At 51.6% G+C, this 22,150-nt stretch carries 23 protein-coding genes; 1 reads left to right on the plus strand and 22 read right to left on the minus strand.

Features of this window, described 5'->3' with window-relative positions:
* Window positions 1-23: 23 nt before the first annotated feature.
* The 17 genes from WDY75_RS22725 to spoVAC form a co-directional block, all read right to left on the minus strand.
* Window positions 24-1,193 (minus strand): Gfo/Idh/MocA family protein, encoded by a 1,170-nt coding sequence (locus WDY75_RS22725; RefSeq protein WP_063478926.1) that lies wholly within the window; start codon window positions 1,191-1,193, stop codon window positions 24-26.
* Between the two features lie 28 nt (window positions 1,194-1,221).
* The gene (locus WDY75_RS22730) at window positions 1,222-2,088 is read right to left on the minus strand and encodes a sugar phosphate isomerase/epimerase family protein (protein WP_006208984.1); all 867 of its coding nucleotides are present in this window, start codon (window positions 2,086-2,088) and stop codon (window positions 1,222-1,224) included.
* Between the two features lie 323 nt (window positions 2,089-2,411).
* On the minus strand, window positions 2,412-3,182 hold the full coding sequence (locus WDY75_RS22735) for a class I SAM-dependent DNA methyltransferase (RefSeq protein ID WP_006208983.1): 771 nt from the start codon (window positions 3,180-3,182) through the stop codon (window positions 2,412-2,414).
* Between the two features lie 43 nt (window positions 3,183-3,225).
* On the minus strand, window positions 3,226-4,125 hold the full coding sequence (locus tag WDY75_RS22740; protein ID WP_036644512.1) for a S1 RNA-binding domain-containing protein: 900 nt from the start codon (window positions 4,123-4,125) through the stop codon (window positions 3,226-3,228).
* On the minus strand, window positions 4,122-4,469 hold the full coding sequence (rsfS, locus tag WDY75_RS22745; RefSeq protein WP_006208981.1) for a ribosome silencing factor: 348 nt from the start codon (window positions 4,467-4,469) through the stop codon (window positions 4,122-4,124). Before rsfS ends, WDY75_RS22740 begins: the two co-directional genes overlap by 4 nt.
* Window positions 4,466-5,044 carry a bis(5'-nucleosyl)-tetraphosphatase (symmetrical) YqeK gene (yqeK, locus tag WDY75_RS22750; RefSeq protein ID WP_006208980.1) on the minus strand — a complete coding sequence of 193 codons (579 nt, stop codon included), beginning with the start codon at window positions 5,042-5,044 and terminating at the stop codon, window positions 4,466-4,468. Before yqeK ends, rsfS begins: the two co-directional genes overlap by 4 nt.
* On the minus strand, window positions 5,028-5,618 hold the full coding sequence (locus tag WDY75_RS22755) for a nicotinate-nucleotide adenylyltransferase (RefSeq protein ID WP_063478925.1): 591 nt from the start codon (window positions 5,616-5,618) through the stop codon (window positions 5,028-5,030). Before WDY75_RS22755 ends, yqeK begins: the two co-directional genes overlap by 17 nt.
* Before the next feature lie 60 nt (window positions 5,619-5,678).
* Complete coding sequence (yhbY, locus tag WDY75_RS22760; protein WP_006208978.1) at window positions 5,679-5,969, minus strand: ribosome assembly RNA-binding protein YhbY; 291 nt, start codon at window positions 5,967-5,969, stop codon at window positions 5,679-5,681.
* 106 nt (window positions 5,970-6,075) lie between these two features.
* Window positions 6,076-6,936, minus strand: a complete 861-nt coding sequence (locus tag WDY75_RS22765) for a shikimate dehydrogenase (RefSeq protein ID WP_063478924.1) — start codon at window positions 6,934-6,936, stop codon at window positions 6,076-6,078.
* A gap of 53 nt (window positions 6,937-6,989) precedes the next feature.
* On the minus strand, window positions 6,990-8,114 hold the full coding sequence (yqeH, locus tag WDY75_RS22770; RefSeq protein ID WP_063478923.1) for a ribosome biogenesis GTPase YqeH: 1,125 nt from the start codon (window positions 8,112-8,114) through the stop codon (window positions 6,990-6,992).
* Window positions 8,111-8,641 carry a YqeG family HAD IIIA-type phosphatase gene (locus WDY75_RS22775; protein ID WP_006208975.1) on the minus strand — a complete coding sequence of 177 codons (531 nt, stop codon included), beginning with the start codon at window positions 8,639-8,641 and terminating at the stop codon, window positions 8,111-8,113. Before WDY75_RS22775 ends, yqeH begins: the two co-directional genes overlap by 4 nt.
* Window positions 8,642-8,880: 239 nt before the next feature.
* Window positions 8,881-11,118: a transglutaminase domain-containing protein gene (locus WDY75_RS22780; RefSeq protein ID WP_231888034.1), complete on the minus strand. Its 2,238-nt coding sequence runs from the start codon at window positions 11,116-11,118 to the stop codon at window positions 8,881-8,883.
* The gene (locus WDY75_RS22785; RefSeq protein ID WP_063478921.1) at window positions 11,118-12,365 is read right to left on the minus strand and encodes a DUF58 domain-containing protein; all 1,248 of its coding nucleotides are present in this window, start codon (window positions 12,363-12,365) and stop codon (window positions 11,118-11,120) included. Before WDY75_RS22785 ends, WDY75_RS22780 begins: the two co-directional genes overlap by 1 nt.
* Window positions 12,366-12,367: 2 nt before the next feature.
* Entirely contained in the window at window positions 12,368-13,324 is a 957-nt protein-coding gene (locus WDY75_RS22790) for an AAA family ATPase (RefSeq protein WP_006208973.1), read from the minus strand.
* Window positions 13,325-13,498: 174 nt separating this feature from the next.
* Window positions 13,499-13,849: a stage V sporulation protein AE gene (gene spoVAE / locus WDY75_RS22795; RefSeq protein ID WP_006208972.1), complete on the minus strand. Its 351-nt coding sequence runs from the start codon at window positions 13,847-13,849 to the stop codon at window positions 13,499-13,501.
* A 4-nt stretch (window positions 13,850-13,853) separates the two neighbouring features.
* Window positions 13,854-14,867 carry a stage V sporulation protein AD gene (gene spoVAD, locus WDY75_RS22800; RefSeq protein WP_006208971.1) on the minus strand — a complete coding sequence of 338 codons (1,014 nt, stop codon included), beginning with the start codon at window positions 14,865-14,867 and terminating at the stop codon, window positions 13,854-13,856.
* Between the two features lie 6 nt (window positions 14,868-14,873).
* Window positions 14,874-15,362, minus strand: a complete 489-nt coding sequence (gene spoVAC / locus WDY75_RS22805) for a stage V sporulation protein AC (RefSeq protein ID WP_006208970.1) — start codon at window positions 15,360-15,362, stop codon at window positions 14,874-14,876.
* A 551-nt stretch (window positions 15,363-15,913) separates the two neighbouring features.
* Here spoVAC and WDY75_RS22810 point away from each other — a divergent pair.
* A complete protein-coding gene (locus WDY75_RS22810) occupies window positions 15,914-16,987 on the plus strand; it encodes a M42 family metallopeptidase (RefSeq protein WP_063478920.1) in 1,074 nt (357 codons plus the stop codon).
* 124 nt (window positions 16,988-17,111) lie between these two features.
* Here the strand turns inward: WDY75_RS22810 and WDY75_RS22815 are convergent, their stop codons facing one another.
* The 5 genes from WDY75_RS22815 to WDY75_RS22835 form a co-directional block, all read right to left on the minus strand.
* Window positions 17,112-18,515 carry an MFS transporter gene (locus WDY75_RS22815; protein WP_063478919.1) on the minus strand — a complete coding sequence of 468 codons (1,404 nt, stop codon included), beginning with the start codon at window positions 18,513-18,515 and terminating at the stop codon, window positions 17,112-17,114.
* Between the two features lie 112 nt (window positions 18,516-18,627).
* On the minus strand, window positions 18,628-19,290 hold the full coding sequence (locus WDY75_RS22820; RefSeq protein ID WP_006208966.1) for a cysteine hydrolase family protein: 663 nt from the start codon (window positions 19,288-19,290) through the stop codon (window positions 18,628-18,630).
* Between the two features lie 49 nt (window positions 19,291-19,339).
* Entirely contained in the window at window positions 19,340-20,377 is a 1,038-nt protein-coding gene (locus tag WDY75_RS22825; RefSeq protein WP_063478918.1) for an ABC transporter substrate-binding protein, read from the minus strand.
* A 43-nt stretch (window positions 20,378-20,420) separates the two neighbouring features.
* Complete coding sequence (locus WDY75_RS22830) at window positions 20,421-21,302, minus strand: ABC transporter permease (RefSeq protein ID WP_006208964.1); 882 nt, start codon at window positions 21,300-21,302, stop codon at window positions 20,421-20,423.
* 30 nt (window positions 21,303-21,332) lie between these two features.
* Window positions 21,333-22,112 carry an ABC transporter ATP-binding protein gene (locus WDY75_RS22835; protein ID WP_063478917.1) on the minus strand — a complete coding sequence of 260 codons (780 nt, stop codon included), beginning with the start codon at window positions 22,110-22,112 and terminating at the stop codon, window positions 21,333-21,335.
* Between the last annotated feature and the right edge of the window lie 38 nt (window positions 22,113-22,150).

The raw sequence follows: 22,150 nt of genomic DNA on the forward strand, positions 1-22,150 counted from the left end.
ACCGATTGCCTCCTGACGGTTCATTAATAGGTTCCGAACGTTTTGCTCATATCAACCGGTCCAACCTCTCTGACGGTCTTCTGGCTGGAAGATTGGGCAATGCGTTCCTGCAGCAGCTCATAATACAAATCTTCGTCCAAGGGCAGATCCACCCAATGATCGGTCCAGGTGGACAGATGCATCGCGTTTGACAGCGTCAATCCGTGGATCCCCTCTTCGCCCGGCGCAATCAGCGGCGTGCCTTGACGAATGGCATCCATAAAATTTTGAATAATACCGCTGTGCTGAGGATTATCACCCGAGATCGGCACATCGCATTTCCAGCATTCCGGTTCTCCAAAACCTCCGGTATACTGCTGATTGAATTCGGGTTCCGGAACGCGAAGGCGCCAGAAGGTAAGCTTTCCGTCCTCAATGACGATTTTTCCACGGTCCCCCGTCACTTCGTACCGGTTCGTTCCAGGCGCTTCGCCCGTTGTGGTGATAAAAACTGCCGTTGCACCATTCTCATATTCAGCATAAGCCGTCACATCGTCTTCCACTTCAATATTGCGGTATTTGCCAAACGAACAAAAGGCACGAATCCTCTTCGGCATCATTCCGGTCGTCCACTGCCACAAATCCAGCTGATGCGGAGACTGGTTGATCAGCACGCCTCCACCTTCACCGCCCCAGGTTGCACGCCAACCGCCGGAATCATAATAGCTTTGGGATCGGTACCAATTGGTTACGATCCAGTTCATCCGCCGGATCTCACCAAGCTCGCCGTCTGCAATCAGCTCCCGAAGCTTCTTATACAGCGGATTACAGCGCTGGTTATACATAATCGAAAAGACTTTGCCACTGCTCGCAGCGGCAAGGTTCATTTCCCGAACCTGCTTGGTATAGACGCCCGCCGGCTTCTCGATCAGGACGTGGAGTCCATGACTGAGGCATTTTATCGCCACTTGTGGATGTGCATAATGCGGCGTGGCAATGATCACCGCATCGATCTCTCCCGAAGCTATTAAAGCATCCGCATCATTCCAGATTTTCACATCCGAGGGCAGTGTTGCCTTCGCCTCTTCCTGCTTAGCCGGGTTGAGGTCACATATAGCGCTGAGTTTCCCTCCGGCAATCCGGCCTGCTGCAAGCGTTCTGGCATGCGAGAATCCCATGCCGAGTCCAATGACGGCTACTCTTACTTGATCCATATTTCTTACCTCCCTTGTGAATGAATGTCTACACGCGCTGTTTATGATCTGCCCACACCTTCATCTGCTCGGCAAAACGGAGCAGCATCTCCGTAGACTCATACGTACCGCTAAAGTCTTCAATCCCGAAATAACCATCGTAGCCCACCGAATGCAAATCCTGTATCACTTGCACCCACGGAACGGCTCCCTGGGCAAGAGAAACCCATTCTCCAGACCAGACTGCCGTGCTTCCATCCTCTGATGGAGTCTTGCGGTATCCTGCATTCTTAACATGGACATGAGCCAGATAGGGACCCAGCAGTTCCAGGCCCATTCGGTAATTCTCATACCCTTCATGGACCATATTGCCCGGATCATACAGCACCCCAATATGCTGTGGATTGAAGTGGGATACAAGACGGTGCGTTAGTCCCGCACTCGGCGCAATCGTCAGATGATGTGTCTCCACCAATGCCTTGACTTGATAAGCCGCTGCCAAGTCCTGAACCTCGTGTAAATACCGTACCGCTTGATCGTACAGTTCATTGTAGTTGTGCTTTCGGTCATATCCCGGAATACCCACGCGAATAAATGAAGCTCCGATCAGCTTGGCTGCCTGCATGACCTTTTCCGTTGCTTCCACATCACCACAGGTCAGATAGGGGACCACCGCAAGACTGCGCCGTCCAAACTTGTCGGCAGCTTGGCGGAATCTAAGCCAATCCTCCTCCGTGCCTCCCGGATCTATTGAGCATCGATTATGACGCCAGAAGGAAGGCTTCTCCTCTGCGGCATCGGCTGGAACTTCCTTGAAGCGCCATTCAATGCCCTCAATACCGGCATCAGCCGCTGATTTAGCCAGCGCCTCAGGCTGCAAATCAGGTGTTGCGACTGTAAAAACAGACAGTTTCATTATTCCGTCATCCTCTCTTCAGACCTGTGAATTTGCATGAGCAACATTTGATCATCGTTGGACTCATTTCTTATCATTCAGAGCGTCATAGATTCATAGAACCAACCTTGCAGATAGCGCTCTCATTTCTGTCTTTTCTCTCTCTCCAACATCGTAGCACAGTCCAGGAGGCAAACCCATATCCCTGTATCCGAACCTTAACCACAGTCAAACAAAGCGGAAAAGAAGTGTCTTTGAATACAATCAACCGTCCTTAACGCAAAAAAGCACCCCTGCCGTCCTGGAACAGACGGTAAGAGTGCCTTCCTTATCATAAGTATTCATTATTTTACGGCAACGTAGAACAGCCGGGATGCATCCTGCCCTGCTTCAATCCACTCAAAGTCGGCATAACATTTCACATCCCGAAATCCGGCCTTCACCAGTTCAACTCTCATCCATTCCGGGTCGTATCCGCGCTGGACATGAGTCTCCTCAAAGCGGCGGTAAACCGAAGGATCCTGATCGTCCCTGGCAAAAATGGAAAGATGATGTTCAATCTCACAACGACGTTCATCCAGGTCGCATGTCCAGATATAGGACACTTCCCGTTCATCCAGAACGAATGGCTGCTCTTCGTCATAACGAATCAGCGTATTGGGGTGATGCACATCAAACAGGAATGTGCCGCCTTCCTTAAGACCGCTGTAAGTCCGTGCAAAAGCGGAGCGTATGTCCTTCTCCTCCAGCAGGTAGTTCACACAATCACAAAATGAAATGACAGAATCCACCTGCTCTGGCAGTTCCCAGGAGCGCATATCCTGCTGTACCCAGCGGACGCTGCCCTCCCGAAATAAACGGTGCCCCTGCGGTGTTCCCTCGAGCTTGCGTCTGGCAACGGACAGCATGTCCGCTGACAGATCAATACCTGTTACCTCAAATCCGGAGTTAACCAGCGGGATGGTGATACTGCCAGTTCCGCACCCGAGCTCCGCAACGCTTTTTGGCATTCCGTGTTTATCCCAGGCTGTTCTCGCAAAGCGGATCCAATCCGGATAAGGCATGTCTTCCATGAGTTGATCATATACGTAAGCAAACTTGCGGTAAGACAACATGATGACACCACTTTCCTAGAAGCTTCCCCTATGATCCGGGTTGTTACTTAGAATCGGTATTCTCTTCTTTATTGACCATATACGTCCAGCTGTCCTTCTGGGTAACGAGCCCGTCCTTCATCAGTTTGCCAAGCGCACGTTTGAAAGCGGATTTGCTTATGCCAAATCGCTGCTTGATGATATCGGGCGGTGTATCATCCGAATACGGCATCGCATGGCCCGGGCGCTCCTTCAGAAAAGCAAGGAGCCGGTCGGCATCATCTGTCCGGCCGATCTCTTTTTGCGGAACCATGGACAGGTTGACCCTTCCATCTTCCCGAATATGACTTACCCGGACTTTGACCTCTTCGCCAAGGCGCAGCATGCGTGTCCGTTCGGAGGAATGGATCATGCCGATTGCACCAAAGCCGACCACGCCTCCGTCAATGATGACAAATGTGCCCATCTGGAGCGGTTTATAGACGAGGGCTGTGAACCATTCGCCCTTCCATGAATCAGGCGCATGGAACGAAAGCGGAGCCAGCTCCTGCTCGCCGGCAAGCTTCGCCCGAAGACGCCCTTGCTTGTCATGCTCCATAATGACAAACACATAGTCTCCCACGACCGGATGCAGTTCCCGCATCTCAGGCAACTCCCGGATTGGAAGCAGCAATTGTCTGCCAAGCCCCATCTCAAGAAAACACCCAAGACGGGGATGAACATCCGCCACCTGCAGCTTCGCGGTTTCACCCAGTGTCAGATAAGGTTTCTTCATCGTTGCAGCCAAGCGATCTTCCGTATCAAAGAAAATAAATACCTCTACCGTGTCCCCCGGTTCAATCTTGCCCGTGAGCTCCGAATAGTGAAGAAGCACATCCCGATCGCCGCCATCCAGAAAATAACCGTAAGGAGAAACTTCTCTGGATACAACCAGCTCCGTCAATGTGCCGGCAATTAAACTCATACGTTCTCCACCACTTTAGCATCCGACCACAGACGCTCGATATTGTAATACTCGCGCTCATCGCGGTGGAAAATATGCACGATAACATCTCCAAGATCCATCAATACCCAGCGGGCTGCGTCCATTCCTTCCAGTCCGCGAAGAGCTACGCCTTCATCATGGGCCCGTTTGCGGATTTCGGTTGCTATCGCTTGCACCTGGGTATCCGAGTTACCGTGACAGATGACAAAATAGTCTGCGATTAGCGAAATCCCTCTGAGATCCAGAACAACGAGATCCATTGCCTTTTTATCTTCTGCGGCGGCAACTGCCACATTTAACAACTCATTCGGTTTCAACGTCATGAATTCGCCTCCAATTGCTTAATTAGATCGTTGCGGGCTAATACCGTCAACGGATAAATAATTTGTCTGCGTGATAGCAGGTGTCCGATCGTGGAATCAAAACCGGCGGCAAGCGCCTCTTCAAGGCTATGGTTGGCCAGTTCGCGAATATTATTCACCCCGGGAAAATCCCGTCCCGGTTCCATGTAATCCGCAAGGCAGACCACCTTGTCCAGCAGCGTCATTCCTATGCGTCCTGACGTATGGTAACGAATTGCGTCAAGCACCTGGGCATCCGTCACCCCATACTCCTGCTGCGCTACAAAAGCACCGACCTCAGCGTGCCAGAGCTGCTTGTCGTAATGGAGCAGCTCTTCGGAGAGTTTATGATCCACCATCATCTGGTGAAGCCTCTGCACAGGCCAATATTTTGCAACATCATGCAGGATGGCTGCCAGCTCCGCCTTAACCGGGTCGGCTCCAAACCGGCCGGCCAGGATGACGGCGGTTTCCATTACGCCCTGCGTGTGCTCCCAGCGTTTGGCCGGCATCTGGGAGGATACAGCGTCAATCAGTTTCTCACGGCTGTACAGCATATATACCGCTCCTAACAATATAATCATAAACACGGTCCGGTACCATATAACGGATGGACAAGCCCGATGCCGCTCTATCCCGAATCAGGGTGGAGGATATTTCGATCAGCGGCATCTCCGCCGTGACCACCACCTGACGCAGAAATTCCGGCAGCTCATCCACGGACAGCTTGGTCTCGGGACGGTTGAGCCCGATAAAGATGAGCATTTCCGCCAGTTCCTCAATGCGGTTCCACTTGGGAAGGTATGCCACCATATCCGCTCCGATAATGAACGAAAATTCATGCTCGGGATACGTATCCCGCAGCTCTCTGACGGTGTCGACGGTGTAGGAAACTCCGCCGCGTTGCACTTCCCAGTCCAATGTACGAAAGGACGGATGGTCGGCTACAGCCTCGGCCGTCATTTCCAGCCGCATGAGTCCGGTTACGCCGGCATCTTCCTTGTGCGGGGGGATATGACTCGGCATGAACCATACCTCATCCAGGTCATAAGTATCCCGTGCAGCTTCAGCTGCCAGCATATGCCCGATATGAATGGGATCAAAGGTTCCACCCATTATCCCTACCTTCATCCGGATCGCCTCCCCTTATAGAGAGTTATTCTACTGCCTTACAAGGAGCAACGTGCTCCCTTATGGCAGTTCGATGGTCTTGTAATCTTTGGATTCTTTATAGAGCACGATCGTTTTGCCGATGACCTGCACCAATTCCGCTTTGGCTCCCTCGGCAAGTTCCTGCGCGATTTCCCGAGGATCTTCAAGGCAGTTGTTCAATACGGATACTTTCAGCAGCTCACGCTTCTCAATCGCCTCGGAAATATGGCGGATCAGATGCTCGTTGCTTCCTCCCTTGCCTACCTGGAACAGCGGATCCAGATGGTGCGCAAGGGAACGTAAATGTCGTTTTTGCTTTCCTGTTAACATGCTTGGTCATTACTCCTTAAATATTCAATTATTAAATCCAACGGATTGTCGAAAGCTATATTGTAGCTTTTGCTTCACCATTAATCAATAAACAAGATACACCGGTTCAGGCTTGAAAGCTGCTCAGAACCGCTTCCTTCATGGCCTGCACAGGTGCCGTCAATCCCGTCCAATACTCCAGTGCATACGCGCCCTGGTTGATAAACATCCCAAGTCCGCCATGCACGGTGCATTGCCGCAACTCACCTTGCCGGAGAAGCTCCGTCTTCAGCGGGTTATAGATCAGATCGCTGACCACGATCCCTTCCGGGATGTGCCCTTGAGGGATAGGAATCTCCGAAATCCGGGGAAACATGCCTACAGAGGTTGTGTTGATAATGACATCCGCTGTAAGCAATGCCTCTTCGGCATAATCTTCACCGTATCCCCTCAAGTCGGCAAGCGAGCTCCATTCCTCAGCCAGCGCCAGCGCTTTGGCGGCTGTCCGGTTCACGATCGATATCGTCTCGGGCTTTTCGCCGATAAGGGCATAAATGATACCCCGGGCAGCGCCTCCGGCTCCAAGGACAACAATGCGCTTCCCTTTGAGGTCGGGACACGCTTCATCCTTCAATGAACGAACATATCCGATGCCATCCGTATTGTAACCCTTTAGGGTGCCGTTGTCATTGACGATGGTATTGACGGCGCCGATCTGCCGCGCCCCTTCATCAACGACATCCAGATACTTCATAACCTCCACCTTGTGGGGGATCGTAACGTTTACGCCACGAAACCCCAACGCTTTCACAGCCTGGATCGCTTCCCCTAATCCTTCCGGACGTACATGAAGCGGCACATAGGCGCCCGATAACCCCAGTGCGGTTATGGCCGCATTATGCATGGCCGGCGATTTCGAGTGGCCGATGGGATCCCCCATAACGCCAAGGAACAGGTAATCACGCTCGATCCATGAATTCTCTTTCATTTCTCCTCCGCCTCTCCCGCCATAAGCCAATGGTGCACCTATGGATGAGTCACTTATATCAAGGATGGACGCGACAGAACTTTGATTCCTTTCGGTGCATGAACCGCTACAAGCGCACCCTGCTCACCGTTGATCTTGATCCAGCCGAGGCCGGATATAAACACGTCTTGGCGCGTTCCCTTCGGTATACGGATTTCATGTCTTGTCCATTCCGGTAATTCCTCAAGCCGTTCCTTAGTCGGGGGCGAGAGGAGCTCTCCGGCATGCTCCGCAAACAACGAATCCGCCCGTTCCAGCTTGGTCCGATGAATGCCTAATCGGCCGCTGATGAAGCAAGTGAAGGATTGATGCTCCCCTTGCAAAAAGTCAAAGCGGCCAAAACCTCCGAAGAACAGGGTCTGACCCTCGTTCAGCTGGTATACCATCGGTTTCAACGAATTCTCCGGCATCACTGTCCCCAAATCCTCACGGCTGACTACCTCGCTATAGCGCCAAGGGTATACGATGCCCGGCGTATCAATAATATACCGGCCATCATCCAGCGGGATATTGACCATATCCAATGTCGTTCCCGGATAACGGGAAACGGTCAACTCCTGATCCAGATCACTGTAGTCGCGGATCAAACGGTTGATCAAGCTGGATTTGCCTACGTTCGTGGCTCCAACTACATATACGTCACGGTCGCCTCTGTGCTGCCCGACCATCTCCAGCAGCCGCTCGAAGCCTTGATTCTTCTTCGCGCTGCAGAGCACAATATCTTCCGTTCTCAGGCCATGCTCCTTGCACTGCTTCTGCACCCAATTCAGAACCTTGTTCCAATTGGTAACTTTCGGCAGAAGGTCTGTTTTATTAACAGCCAAAACGACAGGGTTATTGCCGACAAAACGCTGCAGTCCTGAAATGAGACTTCCTTCAAAGTCAAAGAGGTCCACAATATGAATAACAAGCGCATTCTTGCCGCCAATTTGTCCGAGCAGCCGTAAAAATTCGTCCTGATCTACGGTTACCGAGGATGCTTCATTATAATTCTTGATCCGGAAACAGCGCTGGCAAATGACCGGGTCACGGTCCCAGGCCTTCTCCGGCAAATAGCCGGGCTTGTCCTGTGCTGCACTCTGAAGCGGTATGCCGCAGCCGCTGCACTTCTTGATGTCTCCGCCTGTAGGCAACGTCATGATTTCGGTTCCTCCTCCATCCATAATCCTTTTTTGCGTAAACGGGTCAATGCGATGCGTTCCACCCGGCGATTAACCAGACGGGTAAACCATCCCTCATCGCTGATTGCGATAGGCATAACCAGAACCGTATACAATCCAAGGCGATTCCCGCCATATACATCAGTCAGCATCTGGTCACCGACAACCACCGTTTTATCCGGAGTGAGCTCCATCATTTTCATGGCTTTGCGAAACGGAGTATTGCTGGGCTTACGGGCTTCGTGCACATATTGGATATCCAGCGGCGTCGCAAATTTGGACACGCGTTCGAGCTGGTTGTTCGAAACAATGATGAGCTGAAAGCCAAGCTCCTTCACTCTTTTGAACCAAACGACCAGTTCCGGTGTCGCCAGCGGAGCCTTTGCACCAACGAGGGTGTTATCCAGATCCGTAATGATTCCACGATACCCCTGCTCATATAATTCTTCTAGGTTAATATCAAAAACCGTATTGACACGGAGCTTTGGGATTAACATTTCAAACAAGTTCGTCACCTCAATTTCATACGAAAAACTATACCATATTCCGGTTCCTTAGTAAAAATAATCACGAGCCTTTTTCATCCTTCATACCGCGTAATCATCATGACCAGCAAAAGACCACCCGGCAGCTCAGGAAGAGAGCCGGGCGGTCTTGAAATTACTGGATATCAGAGCACGTATCCATATCGAGGTATCCTGATATCGCAAGAACAACCACCACTATGCGGTCTGTCTTCCTGGAATTACGGCGACAGCCGTTTTTCATGCACAATTCGAATCTTTTTTATAGACTTCTTCAGTTTCTCGGCATCATTTTGAACGGAACGCCACTGCTCCTCCTGCACTTCAGCAGGACTGTAACGTGCAGCCTCGAATTGCTGCAGCAGCGGTCTCATTTCGGATTCCAGCGCAGGATGTGCTTGCAACCAGCGCTTCACCGACTCACGAAGCGTTTCATGTTCCTGGCGTACCAATCCCTTGCGGTGCACGGAACGAATCCAGCGTTCGGTTTCGGCAATGACTTTATCCGCTGCCGTCAGCGGCTTGCCTGCACGAATGCGCGCTCCTGCAAAACGCAGGCTGATACGCATTCTCCACAAAATATACAGAATCCACAATACGATTACAACCGCGGCAGCCGTTACAATCATTTTGACCCACCCGGATTGTTGATCATTAGAGGCGGAAGCAGGAGTGGTTTCATCCTCTGCACTCTCTTCTTCTTCAACGTCTTCCTCAATGACCGGCTCGGCATCTGTGTCGGCTGTCAGGATGGGCATGCTAAATCCCGGCGTTGCCTCAATCGGAACCCATCCGTACTCACCGAAATATACCTCCACCCAAGAATGGGCGTCTGCATTCGTTACGGTATAGTTCCCTGGCTCAATCGGGGTTTGACCATCCATCGGCATGTATTCCGAAGCCGTCAGGCTGCCGGGAGCATAACCCTTTACCCAGCGTGCTGGGATATCAAGGGACCTTGTCATCATGACAAGCGAGGTAGAAAAGTAATCACAATATCCTTCCTTGACCTCAAACAGAAAACCATCCACGAAATCATCGCTCTTCTTGCGGGTAAGGTCAGGGGTGTTCGTATAGGTATAGTTGCTTGTTAGATATTGTTGCAAAAGCATAACCTTCTCATACGGAGTATCTCCTTCAGCCGTAATTTCCTCAGCCAGCGTTGTGACGCGTTCCGGGAAATTTCTCGGCTTCTGGATATAGGCATCGTCCATAGAGCCGGAATACAACTGATCGTATGTTCTTGTGCTCAGCTCATCAATAGGAATAACCGGCACTTCAGAGGTTAAGGTATAACTCTTCGGATAATCTGCATCCCGGACATCATCCAGATGCATTTCCGCGCCTTCCATCTGCCAGCGGAGCCGCCCCGGATCAATATCTTCATCCAGACCCTCCAGCTGCTTAACAGAGTATGCACCGAACAATACGGGGTACACCGTATCACTCAGCATCGTCACTGATTGCTCCAGTTTCTTGGTGGATAGTGATCCGTTCGATTCACCCGGCAGTTCCTCGCCGATCTCTACGCCTGTACCGGAACGCCGGCTGCTGGCTCCGTCTGCCCAACCTGTGCCGGAATACACCGCTCTGGTCTCGCCGCGCCAGTAGCTGCGTTCATCCGAGGTGATTGACATCACCGGTGAGTAGTCGAAGTTAAAGCCGCCGCCAAGATCATTGTCCTCTCTTCCGTAACCGGACATGCTCTCTGATGAAGACTCGATAAGAGTTCCGGTTCCGGTTGTACTGCCCGTGGACAGCGGCACCCCGCTCCATTCCCTCCATGCCGTATAAGGATCTGTTAATGTCGGCTGCACATGAGGCATATTCACGCCAGCTACAATAATCAAAGAGAATATAACCAAAATGTTAGCAATAATCTTAAACGGGTATTTTGATAAGTTGATCCAGCCCTGAGGAAACCGTCTGCGGAACCGGTTGAAATGGCTGGAAACAAGCCAGCCCATTCCGGCTCCGACCACCCAAGCGATCTCATCCCACAGCACAATTTTTGTAAAGGAATCCAGCACGGCAAAGCTGATGACATTCAGCCCGACAATAAAAAGGACGCGTCCTTTGGTTTTGGCCCAGTGTGCAATGAACAGGAAAATCGCCCAGGCAGCGACAGCGAACCATAAATAGGGAAAGAGATACATGATTTCTTCAGCCAAAACACTTTCACTTGTCATGACAGGAACCGGATTGCCGTAAGACTTCAGCAAACTGTACACGCAATAGAGAATCAAAACAAACTGTATCAGCAGCCTGTAGCCCTGTTTAATGGGAAGCAGGGCTTCAATGACAGCCGTGATGGTTAACGCCGCTATGACAATGGCCGTCGTTTCCGAGAGCCAGATCGTTTCGGTGAAGGATACCCACTGCATGCCCATGATCCAGAGCCAGAGCATCGCCAATGTACTGAAGAAGGTCGTGGACAGTTTATCCAGCCATAGTCTCATCAAACACCACCTCCAAGCGCAGCCGGAAGCTCATCCAGCGAGGAAACCGAATAACTCGATATGCCCCGGGATTGAAGGAGCGATATGGATTCATCCTGCCGCTTCTTTTCGTTCGGGTTATGAATTTGCAGAAAACAAGGGTTCATCCCCCTGGTTTCAACCCAGCGCATAATCTCGGATGCTTCCTTGCCACTCATCGGACTGATCAACAGGAACAAGGCGCCTTTGGGAAAATGACGATAGGACTTCTCCAGGGAAGCGATCAATTTGCCCTTTCGGTTATAATCCACATCAACCAAATGCTGAATCATCCGCATCCGTTCGCCCGCATGGTCGGCGGGAGCGAACATTTTGGCTTCCTGCGTGGTTGTGAACAGACCTGTACCCGCATGCTCCTTGGCACCATATTCAATCAACGACGCCGCTGCCGATACAGCGAGCTCAAACTGCTGGGCGTTATCAAACCCTTCTGCGGTGCAATCCAGAACGATCATCGTCTTCGGAAAGGATTCATGCTCGAATTCCTTCGACTTCCAGGAGCCGGTCTTTGCCGTAGCGTTCCAGTGAATCCGGGAGATCCGGTCACCATATACGTAATCGCGGACTCCATTGATCTGCGTTGTTTCCCGTCTTGAAGCCGATATCGTTGTATGCGTGCCGCCTAATCTGGAATTCCGAATGTTTCGATGCCACTTGGGGATATAGATGGTTCTCGGCAATACGCGAAAATCCGTCTGAACTTCAATCCGTCCCTTGTGCTCCATTAAGCCGAAAATATCTTCGCTTATGCATTCCGTCTTGGAAAAAGCATACCGCCCCCGCTCAAGCGGCGGCGTCTGGAATACAAGCTTGCCTGTACCGCGAAGGTTCGGAATGATGCTGTCCTCGAAAGACCAGGAGTCGCCGTTATGCCTCTGCAGCACTTCACGTACAATCATGTATGGCATAGGCAGCAAGCCTGGAACATGAACCTCCAGCTTCACGCGAACCTGTTCACCGGCATGAAGCTGCTCTCCAGCACGCTCCGACCCGCCCAGTACGCTGCGCTGCGCTTTGACTCGATTGACACCGCCAAAGCCAGCACCGATCAGATATATCGTCAGGAGGCTCACCATCGAGAACAGCATGAGCGAGGTTTTGCCTCCTTGAAACAAAACGTACAAAAGACACAGGCACCATACCGCCAACACCGCTGCCAGTCTGGACGGCTGCATGCCATTCAAAAATAACGAAACCGCACGGCGCATGCCTATTTCCCCATTTGTACAGGCACTTTGACCTGACGCAGTATAAACTCAAGCACCGATTCCGGACTCGCATTGTCGAGTCTGGCTTCCGGACGCAGCATGATCCGGTGCGAAAGTACGTACGGAGCAAGCGTCTTCACATCATCAGGCAAAACATAATCCCGCTCGTTCAAGAAGGCGTAGGCTTTGACCGCGTTCATGAATGACAGGGTTGCCCGGGGGCTTGCGCCCAGCATAACGGAAGGATGTTCACGCGTCGAGCGGGTGATATTCAGCAGGTAGTCGGCAACAGGCTCGCCGATGAAGACGTCCCGAATTTCACGCTGAATGGCGGAGATTGTATCCATATGTGTTACCGGCTGCAGCTTGTCCGCCAGCTGTCCGTCACGTGAACGGTACATCAGCTGCTTCTCCGTTGCGGCATCAGGGTAACCCAGGCTGAGCTTTAACATAAACCGGTCCAACTGGGCCTCCGGGAGCATGTACGTACCTTCAAAATCGATCGGGTTCTGGGTAGCGCACAACATGAAGGGATGGGGAAGTTCGTGGGTCGCCCCGTCCACCGTTACACTGCGCTCCTCCATCACTTCAAGCAGAGCCGATTGCGTCTTGGTGGTAGCTCGATTTATTTCATCCGCCAGCAGAATATTGGTCATGACCGGGCCTGGACGGAAGTAGAACATTTCGTCACGAGGGTGGAATACCGAAACCCCTGTTATATCACTCGGGAGAATGTCCGGATTGCACTGAATGCGGCGGTAGTCTCCCTGCATGGATTTAGCTAATGCTTTGATCAATTGGGTCTTTCCTGTGCCGGGCACATCTTCGATCAGAACATGTCCGCCGGCGAGCAGCGCCGTAAGGAGCAATTGGATCTCAAATTCTTTGCCTAGCAGGCACGACTCCAGATTGGTTCGTACCGAGGTAATGATTTTCATGGATTCTTGGCTTACGGGCATGTATGACTAACCTCCTGTAAGGGAATAAATACTTAATTTAGTACTATTGTACATGATCGAAGTCCCGGAGTACATTCGAAGAGATATTTTGGTTATTAACCTGTTTACAGGTCCGCATAAACAGGCAAAAGACCCTGGTACAGTACCAGGGTCTTGCAAACCGCATCATATGGCTTATCCCTTCGGACGGACGAACAAAGCTGCAAGAAAAGAGAAAATGATCGCTGAGGATATCCCTGCACTCGTTACTTCGAATATCCCCGTCACGACCCCGATCCAGCCGTCCCTCCCCAGCTCCGTTAAGGCGCCGTGAACAAGGGAATTGCCAAAGCTGGTGATAGGCACCGAGGCTCCGGCTCCGGCAAATTTGACAAGCGGTTCATATAACCCGAAACCGTCAGCAACGGCTCCGGCCACCACTAAAGTACTCATCGTATGTGCGGGTGTCAGCTTGATAACATCCATCATAATTTGCCCAATAACGCAAATCAGACCGCCTATAATAAAAGCCCACAGAAACTGCATACCATTATCCTCCCATCTCTAAGGCTACGGCATGAGCAATACACGGAATGCTCTCGCCCTGCTGGTACGAAAGCGGCGACAGCAGAGCCCCGGTAGCCACAATCAGCACCTTTTTTAATTCGCCTTTGCGCATCCGTTTCAAGATATGGCCGTATGTGACTACAGCCGAGCAGCCACACCCGCTGCCTCCGGCATTCACATATTTCTGTTTCTCCAAGTCGTAGATCATCAACCCGCAATCGGCAAACACCGTACCGTCCATGATGACATCATTCTTCTTCAGAAGATCCTTGGCGATGGGAAGCCCCACCGAGGCCAGGTCACCGGTGACAATCAAGTCATAATCCTTCGCCTGCCGGCCTGTATCCTTAAAGTGCTTGGTAATCGTATCTGCTGCCGCAGGAGCCATTGCCGCCCCCATGTTGAACGGATCCTTAATACCCAGGTCCACAACCTTGCCGATGGTGGCATAGGTGACCGCAGGGCCATCCCCCTTGTCCGAAACAACGGAGCAGCCTGCTCCCGTAATCGTATACTGCGCATAGGGCGGCTTCTGTGATCCGTACTCCGTCGGATAGCGGAACTGCTTCTCCACCGTGCAGTTATGGCTTGCCGTTCCGGCCATCACATACTTGGCTCCTCCCGAATCCACCAGCATCGAGGCGACGGCCAGACTTTCCATGGAGGTGGAGCAAGCACCAAATACGCCGATATAAGGCACACCCATCTGTCTGGCGGCAAAAGAACTGCTGATGATCTGGTTCATCAGATCCCCGCCGACAAAAAACTGCAGCTGGTCCTCTTTGATGCCCGCCTTCTCCACTGCTTTTCTGGAAGCATCCTCAAGCAGCTTCCGCTCGGCCTTTTCCCATGTTTTTTCATTAATTTCGATATTGTCATACACAAAATCAAAATCATTCGCCAGCGGTCCCTCGCCTTCTTCCGGTCCTACAATGGTTCCCGTGCTGATAATGACGGGTTTATTCTCGAACTGCCAGGTTTGGCCAATCACCTTCATTGAACGTTACCTCCCTTCGATGCCAAAAATGGCATAGATGACACCGATAATAAACGCAGCAACGGTACCAAACACAATGACAGAGCCTGCAAGTTTAAACATGCTGGCCCCAACGCCTAGAACCAGGCCCTCTGCCCGATGCTCCAGCGCTGCGGAGCACATGGAGTTGGCAAACCCCGTAACCGGCACGGCACTGCCTGCCCCGGCCCACTGCGCGATTTTGTCATACACGCCGAAGCTGGTCAGGATGACCGACAGTATAATCAGCACGGCAACCGTCGGATTGCTTGCTTCGGTTGAAGTCATATCGAATACGGACATAAAAAACCGCTGGATACACTGGCCGATCAAACAGATCAAACCTCCGACCAAAAAAGCGCGCAAACAATTTTTAAGGATGGCGCGGGGAGGTTCGTGCTTTTTGGCAATGGCCTGATATTCCGCCGAGCTCATTGTGGTGATATCGGACTTGGACTTTTGATTAGAGCCGGACATTCAAAACACCTCCGCTTGAATTAAGTATGGAATTTCATGAAGCGCCGAAGAGACACTATGGATATCACTCGATATCATTATGCTTTGAATGAACTTCCTTTATGTTTGGAAAATCATCCTTCTCATGATGAGGCACAGCTTGTCCCCCAGCATATGGAGAATCCGCACGAAAATCAGCCTTCAGGAATACGACCTGAAAGCTGAAAGAAGTCTCGCTGCCATTATGCTTAAGGCTGTCATTATATAAGAATGAACTTCAGCAAAATGACGAGTAGGATGAACAGGACCATAATGAGCAGAAGTTCTCTGACTTCGGCATGATGGTCGTACCAAACAACCCCATGGTGGTTCATATTCTGCCCCTTCCCGACTGACAAAATTTCACTTGTTTTCCTATCATCCTATTCCTATCCCACATACAGGGTGCTTGTCATTTACTTTTTATTTGGAGTATCTTGTACGGCGCCGGTTTTGTAGACTTTTCAGATATATAGGGGCATACTAGAAAAGTAAAACTCATACATACCTTTTCAAAAGGAGCGATATTCGTTATGAATGAATCAACATTGGAATTATTTCGAACACTAACGGAGTTTCCGGCTGCGCCGGGCTTTGAAAGAGAACTTCGTTCATGGGTGAAGGATGCCCTCTCTCCATATACAGATGAGTTCGTGCAGGATCGCCTGGGCAGTCTGTTTGCTGTTCTCCGCGGAAACGATGAAGGGCCAAAAGTCATGGTAGCCGGTCACATGGACGAAGTTGGATTCATGGTCACCGGCATCACCGAAGCGGGCATGGTCCGTTTTCAGCCGCTAGGCGGCTGGTGGAGCCAAGCGGTCCTTGCGCAGCGCCTGCAAATTATTACAGATAAGGGCCCGGTCGTCGGCGTTGTCGGCTCCATTCCTACTCATCTGCTGGATGAAGCACAGCGCAGCAAACCTGTCGACATCAAAACGATGTATATTGATATCGGTGCGGACAACAAAGCGGAGGCCGAATCGTTTGGCATCCGTCCCGGTCTGCAAGTGGTTCCGATCTGTGAATTCACCCCGCTGGCCAATCCCAAAAAAATCATGGCCAAAGCATGGGATAACCGCTATGGCGTAGGCCTGGCCATCGAGCTTGTGAAAGCTCTTCACGGCGAGAAGCTTCCAAACACGGTATATGCCGGTGCGACGGTTCAGGAAGAGCTGGGGCTGCGCGGGGCGCGCACTTCGGCAAACCTGATTCAGCCGGATATTTTCTTCGGACTGGATGCCAGTGCTGCAAACGACATGATGGGTGACAAGAGCCAGTTCGGTCAATTGGGACAAGGCGCGCTGCTCCGCATCTTCGATCCAACGATGCTGACTCACCGCGGAATGGTGGAATACGTTCAAGATACCGCGGAGACTAACAAAATCAAATACCAGTATTTTGTCTCTCCGGGCGGTACCGACGCTGGCCAAGTACATCTTAGCGGCATCGGTGTTCCATCCACCATCATCGGCATTTGTTCCCGCTACATCCACACTTCTTCATCCATCATCCATACCGATGATTATGAAGCAGCTAAAGAACTTCTGATCAAGCTTGTTAAAGGTCTTGATCGCTCGACGCTCCAGACGATTCTGGACCGCGCATAAGCGATATCAGTTCAAGGAAGCCCCTGCTGGCTTTCAAAGTATATATTGCTGATTATGTTAAATAAGGGTATCCTGCATCGTCTTGATCAGACCGCGGGATACCCTTTTTTTCCTCATGTTCACACTATGAAGACAGCGTCTCTTTATGCCTTGCCAAACGAAAGGAGATAATCATCGTTAAATAGACGAAAACCACCAGCACCGTGTTCAGCACAAAAATCATGCGAAATCCGGTCAATCCTCCTGCCGCCTGGCCTGGAAGCGCCAGCATGGCACCGCCAGCCGCCGTCCCGAACATCATGCCCAGATTCCGCGACAGCGCCAGAATACTGCTGATCAAGCCGAGATCGCTCTTGGATGTTCGGCTCATCACCAGAGAATTGTTTGGAGGCGTAATCAGCCCCATGGAACCGCCGAGCAGTACAATCAGGAGAATCAAAAAGAATATAGGGTAGGCAGGCGATACAAAGCCCAGTACGAGTAATGCGGTCGTCATAACCAGCAGACCGGCCGACAGCAGCGGAAATGTCCCCAGCTTGTCCGACAGATTGCCGCTCAAGGGAGAGAATATGATCAGCGACAACGGATAACCCATCATGATCAGCCCTGCCGTCGCAGGCTCAATGCCAAGCTCACTCAGCAGGAATACTGGGAGTACAAGCTGGGCCGAGAAAGCCGCCATATAGGAAATGATGGTAATGATAATCCCCACGCTGATGCCCGCATCTCGGAACAGATCCAGCTTCATGAAGGGCAGCCGCCCTTTTCCTTGCCGTTCCCAGCGTGAGGACAGACACCACCCGATGAAGGAAGCAGCGCCCACCCCAAACAGAATGAACAGTACCGCAACCTGCCATGAGCTCCAGCCCCACTGAGCGCCCAAATTCACAGCCGTAACCAGACCAGTCAATGATATGGCAAAAAGGGCAGCCCCAGGCACATCCAAACGGCTTTCCGACCCTTCCGGTTTGTCCTTCGGTATGAACCGCTGAGCAAACATCCACGCAATCAGCGACAGCGCCGTCAGCAGCCAGAAATTGCTTCGCCAGCTGAACCATTGGATCAATATACCGCCAAGGCTCGGACCAATCATGGAGCCTGCTGCAACAAACGTGCTGATCAGCCCGAGCGCTTTGCCTCGCTGCTCCTTGGGAAACACAGAAATGATCAAAGCCATATTGGTGGCCTGGTACATGGCCGCCCCTATACCTTGAAGAATGCGGGAGGATATCAGTCCGTTTAATGAAGGCGACACGGCACAGCAGAGAGCCCCGGCCATAAAAATAAAATAGCCGATATTGTGAATTTTCCGTCTGCCCAGCATATCGCCGAGCTTGCCCATCACAGGCAGCAATATGGAAATCACAAGCAGGTAAGCCGTAACGATCCATTGGGCTGTTGGAATAGTTGAATCAAAGGTTCTTGCAATGTCTACAAGCGCAATGTTGAACATGCCGGCTGACAGATTGGACAGAAATGCTCCTAAACAAATGGTGTATTGAACGATCATCCTCGATCTGTTATTCACGCAGGCCTCACCAGCTTATTCATGAATTTGTGCATGCGAAGAGAGGACCCTCACAGAAAAAGCTCCCGCATGCGGAGAGCTTCATTCTGCCTGGATCATGCACTCAGACAACCTAACGCGCGGTCGTCTGAGCCGCCGACATCGGCCTTACTGATTCATCTGGAATCTTATCCATCCAGATATCAATCACATGCTGCACCCCACTAACTTTCCCGAAATACCCTTCAATATTCTCGAGTGTCATATCATGGGCGCTTTGCGAATACGATGCGCAGGCATCCGCTACAAGCACGATATGATAATCCAGCATAAAACCGTCCCTGGCAGTGGATTCCACGCAGACATTGGTGCTGACTCCCGTCATGATTAACGTTTCGATTTTCAGCGTTTTCAACACGGAATCCAGCCTTGTATTCACAAAAGCGCTGTACCGGTGTTTATTGACAATGATGTCATCCTGCTCCGGAGCAACCTCATAGAACTCGGCTCCCCAGCTCCCCCTCCGGCAGACATGGGCCGACCGTCCCGATGACCTGGTAGTCCAGGCGTCGGAATCCGTTGCTTTCTCATGGAGTGTCTGAATGAAAATGACGGGCACATGAAACTCCCTGGCGGACTGAAGCAGCTTATGCAGCTTCGGCATCATCTCTCCTACCCCGCTAACATCGCAGCCCGCTCGGGGCAGCGCTCCCTCCGGATGACAATAATCATTCTGCACATCAACCACGATCACCGCCGCTTTGCTCTCAAGCATCAGCTGATTCAACGATTTCATCGCGACTCTCCCCTTCCGATTGTGTATTTGAAAGAATGAACCCCATCATTTACTTCTTGGCATTGTTCACAAACTGCATGTCCACAAGGGCATCGTAGGAATAATCCCCCTTGAATATCCCCGTTTCGATCATGACATCCATGTCATGTTTCAGCGCGTCTTCCGAGATCAGCCCGTCCAAACTCCATAAATTGTCTTCATAAGCCCGGTCCAGCGCCGCTTGAATCGCATCATCGGAAAGCGTCGGGAATTCGGCCTTCAAATTCTTCTTCGCCAGTTCTTTATCGCTCTGAACAGCTCCAAGCGCTTCGATGATGGCGTCTGTAAAGCTTTGAACGGCTTCTGCATCCTTCTCGATTGTGGACTTCCTCACACTGAGCACCGAATACGAGAAATCACCCAAATCATGAAACTTGTAAAACGGCTCCTCCCACACATTCTTCGATATCCCGTCGCTAATCTGCGGCTCCGCCCCATTGGCGATATCGGCAGCCCCTTGCTGAACCATCGTCACGACCGTGGAGCCGTCTGCCGGCTCAAGCAGCTTCACGTCCTTCTCCGGATCCAGACCAAGCTGAATCAGCAGATAGCGGGTTAACAGATTGGGCGTACCGCCATGGCGCCCGGCATTGATCTTTTTTCCTTGTAAAAAAGCCTTCAGGTCCTCGGGAGAATGGCTGGCGGGTGCGGTGCCTTTCTTAGCCATTAAATACACATTCGCCCGGTTGACAACGTTGACGACAGAGATGATCGGATCGGAATTGTTGTTGTTAGCCAAGGCGTTGGACTCCGTCCCGCCAATGACGCCCCAAGCATCGCCGCTGACCACGGCGGTTACATGCGCACCTCCCGCGGCTTGGATGACCTCGACATCCAGCCCCCTTTTCGCAAAGAAACCTTCGCGCTGGGCCACATATAGAGGAAGATAGCCTGTCGAATGGAGCGGCTCGGCGATCACGATTTTCTTCAGCTTACCCTCGCCGGAGGCGGAGGCGGTGTCATTCTTCTCATTGCCGCAGGCTCCCAGCAGACTTGTGAATATGACAAGTGCGAACAATAGCGAAAGCTTCCTCATTTTACGGTTCATATGAACTCCCCTTTTATATAGAAATAATAAGTTCGATTTCTGTCTATTGTTTGGTCAAGCCCTTGGACAACCATTTCTCTATGACGACTACTCCCCAGTACATCACCATGGACAGCAGCGACAGGACAACTACGCCCACCCACACGAGATTAATATCGAGTATGGTCCCCGCATACATGATCATCCGGCCGACACCCTGGCTTGAAGCGATAAACTCACCCACGATGGCTCCTGCCAGCGCAAGGGCAATGTTAATCCGCAAACTGCTGATAATCCAGGGCATGGACCATGGGACAACGACCTTGGTGAAGACCTGATGCCGCTTGGCGCCCAGGGAATACATCAGCTTTTCCATATCAGGGTCCACGCTCTTTACACCGCTGTATGCGGAAAGCGCAGAAACGACAACCGTCATGGAGAAAGCGAGAGCCACCTTGGAGAAGAATCCAATTCCCAGCAGAATGACGAGTACCGGAGCCAGGGCAAGCTTGGGCATGGCATTCAGAATGATAAGATACGGCTCGCTGATGCCTGCATACGACCTCGACCACCAGAACGATAATCCGAGCAGCGCTCCAAGCAAGGTTCCGAACACAAAGCCGAGGATCGTCGAGCCGGATGTGTACGTAATGTCCCTCAACAGAGTCCCTTCGGCCATTTGAGTCCAGGTCGTGCCAAGAATGGCGCTGGGGCTGCTCCAATAATAGGAATCCAGCAGACCGATCCGGGTGAACACCTCCCATACCAGAAAAATAAATACAGCCACAGCGGCGCGTCCCCAGACGATCCGCCGACTCCTGCGGCGCTCCATCGCCTCTTCATCCAGGATGTACGGTACAACCTCCGGCCGTTTGGATGATCCGGTCACCGACTCCGCCGGTGCCACGGCGTGTACAACAAATGCCTCTTTACGTGCAGTTTCCATCGCTATCCCTCCCTCTTCGATGCTTGTCGCTTACGATATTTGCTCTTCTTCATGCCCGGCCGACAATAAATCCATCAGATGATGCTTCAGCTCCATAAATGCAGGAGACGTCATGTCTTCCGTTTTGCGCGGACGTTCCATCGTTACCGTAATTTTGGATTTGATTCGCCCCGGTCTGGAAGAGAACACATAGATATCATCCGACAAATAAATCGCTTCATCGATGTCGTGGGTAACAAACAGAACCGTCTTTCCAAAATCCTCCCAGATCTGCAGCAGCCAATTTTGCATAGTCAGCCGGGTCTGTGCGTCCAATGCGCCGAACGGCTCGTCCAGCAAAATAATATCCCGGTCGTAGAGCAGCGTCCGCAGCAGAGCGGCGCGCTGTTTCATTCCTCCCGACAGCTCCCTCGGATAATGCTTGTCAAAACCCTTCAATCCATACTTCTCCATTAAGGGCAGGGCCCTTTCCACGGCTTCCTTGTAGGGGACGCCTCTAACCTCCATGCCCAGAATGATATTGTCGAGGATCGTGCGCCAAGGCAGGAGCATATCCTTTTGCAGCATGTAACCCACGTAACCGGTTTTGCCCACGATGTCCTTCCCATCAGCCAGCACTCTTCCCGTGGACGGCGGCATCAAGCCGGCGATAATGTTAAACAGGGTTGATTTGCCGCACCCGCTGGGACCGATAATGCTAACAAAGCGCCCTTCCTCAATCGACAGACTCGTCTCCCGCATGGCAGCAATTTCTTCCCCATTTCTGCGGAACCATTTGCTGACACCCGAAATTTCAATTTTTTGAGTCATACCCCTTCCTCCTTCATTCTGATTTCATGATTTTTCAG

The sequence above is a fragment of the Paenibacillus glucanolyticus genome (assembly GCF_037333485.1).
Taxonomy (GTDB): Bacteria; Bacillota; Bacilli; order Paenibacillales; family Paenibacillaceae; genus Paenibacillus_AQ; species Paenibacillus_AQ glucanolyticus.